This window comes from Faecalibacterium sp. AM43-5AT, from assembly GCF_003603345.1.
GTDB lineage: Bacteria > Bacillota > Clostridia > Oscillospirales > Ruminococcaceae > Faecalibacterium > Faecalibacterium taiwanense.
Map to the genome: position 1 here is coordinate 1 of NZ_QVGZ01000028.1, position 3,621 is coordinate 3,621.

Here is a 3,621-nt window from a genome sequence, read left to right on the forward strand (position 1 = left end):
AAGATTGGAAAAAATGAGCCTGTCTGCATTGCAGATGAAGTGCCGTTTGACATTCCGGAGAGTTGGGAGTGGGTACGATTAGGGTCTGTTATTGAATTGCAATCCGGGCAAGACATGACTCCGGATAAATATAATTCCAATGGTCAAGGAATTCCATACATTACGGGTGCTTCTAATATTGAGAATGGAAAACTGCTTATTAACCGTTGGACGGACTATGGCCGAGCTTTCGCTTACAGTGGAGATATTCTACTTACCTGTAAAGGAACTGTTGGAGCTATGATAATATTGCAGGAGTCAAAGGTGCATATTGCCCGCCAGATTATGGCGGTTCGTCCAATCGGCGAGGTATATGTTCCGTATATCAAACTGGTATTAGAAACTCTCGTAGAAAATTTAAGAGCCGCTGCAAAAAGTATGATTCCTGGCATTGCTAGAGAAGACGTCTTTCAATCATTGTTTCCGATTCCTCCATTTGATGAGCAACATAGAATTGTTCACAGATTTTTGGATATAGAGCCTTTACTTGAACTGTATACTGTGGCTGACACAAAACTGATTTCTCTAAATGCTGCGTTTCCTGAAACTCTTAAAAAATCAATTCTTCAGGAAGCTGTCCAAGGTAAGCTTGTTCCACAAGACCCGAACGATGAACCGGCATCTGTCCTGCTGGAACGAATAAGAGCAGAGAAAGAACAGCTTATCAAGGAGGGAAAAATCAAACGGGATAAGCATGAATCGGTCATTTTCAGACGGGATAATTCTTATTATGAGAAGATGAATGGAATTGAACGATGTATCGACGATGAATTGCCGTTTGAGATTCCAGAAAGTTGGGAATGGTGTCGTTTGAAATCTTTGACAGAGAACATTACCAGCGGTTCACGCGATTGGGCAAAATATTACTCGACTACAGGTGCAGCATTTCTTCGCATGGGAAATCTGTCAAAAAATTCTTTTGACCTGCGGCTAGAGTATATCCAGCGTGTTTCCATCCCCTCAAAGGCCGAGGGAACACGAACTTCATTACAAAGTGGCGATTTACTGTTCTCTATAACAGGCGATGTCGGAATGCTTGGTCTGATACCAGATGGATTTGAGGAAGCCTACATCAACCAGCACACTGCGATGATACGTTTTCTTCCAGAAATGCGGAATAAATATATTCCATATTTGCTTCTGACTGACTACGCCCAAAAATTTTATAACGCAAATCAGCATGGCATAAAAAACAGCTTTCGACTTGATTCCATAGGTGAATTATTGGTTTCTATTCCACCGGAAAAGGAACTGTTCCGCATCCTTCAAAGAATCTCTCTAGTCCTTTCAAAAATAGCGGTTCTATAACTCTTTTTGTATACTCATGGTGAAAGGAGGTCTTTCACTATGATTGAAGAATTTGAAAGACACTTGAGAGGAACAAACCTCTCAGAAAACACGGTAACGTCCTATTTGTTTGCTGTACGGCAGTTTGGGGAACGGCATGATGCCGTCACTAAACGCAATTTGAAAGAGCACAAAACCTGGCTGATTGAGCAGTACAAGCCCAAAACAGTTAATCTACGAATCCGCGCTATCAACTGCTACCTCGAAAGCATCGGAAAGGATTCATGGAAATTATCATCCATCAGGGTGCAGCAGAAAGCCTTCCTCGAAAATGTCATTAGCGAAGCAGACTACATCTACTTCAAAAACTGCCTGAAGCGCGATGACAATATGCTTTGGTATTTTGTCATCCGCTTTTTGGCTGCTACGGGTGCGCGCGTCAGCGAGCTGGTGCAAATCAAAGCTGAACATATTAAGCTTGGACACCTCGACCTTTATTCTAAAGGTGGAAAGCTGCGCCGCATCTACATTCCTAAATCATTGCAGGATGAAGCCATTGTCTGGTTGGAAGAAAAACAACAAGACAGCGGCTTTATCTTTTTGAATCGTTTCGACGAACGAATCACCACAAGAGGTATTTCTGGACAGCTGAAAAAGCTGGCGATAAAGTATGGCATTGATCCTGCAGTGGTTTATCCCCACTCTTTTCGGCATCGGTTTGCAAAAAGCTTTTTGGATCGGTGCAGCGACATTGCATTTCTTGCAGACTTGATGGGTCATGAAAGCATTGAAACGACGCGAATTTATTTGCGTAAAACTGCAACCGAACAGAGAACCTTGGTAGATAATATCGTAGACTGGTAAAAAAGAGCGTCTGTTCTCAAAAATGAGTTCAGACGCTCTTTCTTATCAAATAGATTTTAGCACATTAGCTAGACTTGCTTGTATCCTTTTTTGTTCTGCCAATGGTGGAATACATATCAACGTATTTGCAATATCGCGCATTACCCAATTTTTATTTCCAACACCTTTTGTGTTTTCTCTACATTGAGTTTGCACAAGCGGTGACTTTAAAAGGTAAATTAAGAAAAATTTGTCTAGCAGTTCTGTTGAAAATCGAAGCTGCGCCACACTCACAAAAATGCTAAAAGGTCTATCGGTATCAACCAATACTGGGATTCCAGTTGTTCCCACTTTAGTAAGTAGAATATCATCTCGATGTGGATCGCAACGAGATGCGAGAAGTTCATGTTCTTCTTCTGAAATGAATTTTGTGCTTTCAAAAGAAATTTTTCCAGAACTTATATCTTTTACAGATATGAATGGAATGCCACTAGCGGCATATTTGGGTGTTGAATGCGTACCATCTGTTAGCTTTTGCAGAATTGTGCCGAGTCTGCACCACTCCCAATTTTTTGGAATCTCAAACGGTATTTCATCATCGATGCAGAGTTCAATTCCATCGACCTTCTCATAATAAGAATTATCCCGTCTGAAAATGACCGATTCATGCTTATCACGCTTAATTCTTCCGGCTTTGACAAGTTGTTCTTTTTCTGCACGGATGTGCTCTAACAGAACGGATGCTGGTTCGTCAGCAGGATCTTGAGGGACCAACTTGCCTTGTACTGCATATTGTAAGATAGACTTTTTTAGTTGCGCTGGGAAGGCTGTATTATAGACTTCTAATGCTGCTTCTTTTTCATCGTACTTTGTGACTAGTGGCAATACGGATGAAAGTTTTCGGATAATTCTACGTTGTTCTTCAATGGGAGGAACAGGGATAAACAAATTTGCGATAACAAGTGGCTTTAGTTCCGTCTGATTAGTTGAACCTGAGCAGTTCTTTTCAAAATAAGGTTGATAGTAAACCAGTACATAGTAGACGTAGTCTAAAACTAGTATCTTGTTGATACGAATGGTTGTGACATGAGAATCTGGCACGATCACACAGTCATTGCTTCTATCAGCATCGTGAAAGACACCAACTCTTCCTAAGGTTCCGTTTCCGGTTGAATTAACAACAATATCACCATCTTGCATATATTCATCATCCGGGTATTTTGCAAATGATTTAAAGTCCAAGTGTTTGGCTGGCGATAAATCTATGATACCAGCTTTTGTGTTACACTTCTGAGCAAACACAAGTATGCTACTATTATCAGCATAGGTTGGAGATTTTCCTCGCTTGATTTCTTTAACGACAATATCCTTTAGCCGCACCCACTCCCAGCTCTCCGGGATGTCAAACGGCACTTCATCTGCAATGCAGACAGGCTCATTTTTTCCAATCTT

Annotated in this window: 3 protein-coding genes; 2 read left to right on the forward strand and 1 reads right to left on the reverse strand. The window is 41.1% G+C overall.

Features of this window, described 5'->3' with window-relative positions:
• Together DW937_RS14500 and DW937_RS14505 are read left to right on the forward strand one after the other, a co-directional pair.
• Nucleotides 1-1,347 (forward strand): restriction endonuclease subunit S (locus DW937_RS14500; protein ID WP_133300992.1); only part of this gene is annotated, 1,347 nt, incomplete at its 5' end.
• Nucleotides 1,348-1,386: 39 nt separating this feature from the next.
• Complete coding sequence (locus DW937_RS14505; RefSeq protein ID WP_120121497.1) at nt 1,387-2,190, forward strand: tyrosine-type recombinase/integrase; 804 nt, start codon at nt 1,387-1,389, stop codon at nt 2,188-2,190.
• A gap of 45 nt (nt 2,191-2,235) precedes the next feature.
• On the opposite strand, the gene DW937_RS14510 is transcribed toward DW937_RS14505, so the two are convergent.
• The coding region (locus DW937_RS14510; protein WP_133300993.1) for a restriction endonuclease subunit S at nt 2,236-3,621 on the reverse strand (1,386 nt) is incomplete at its 5' end.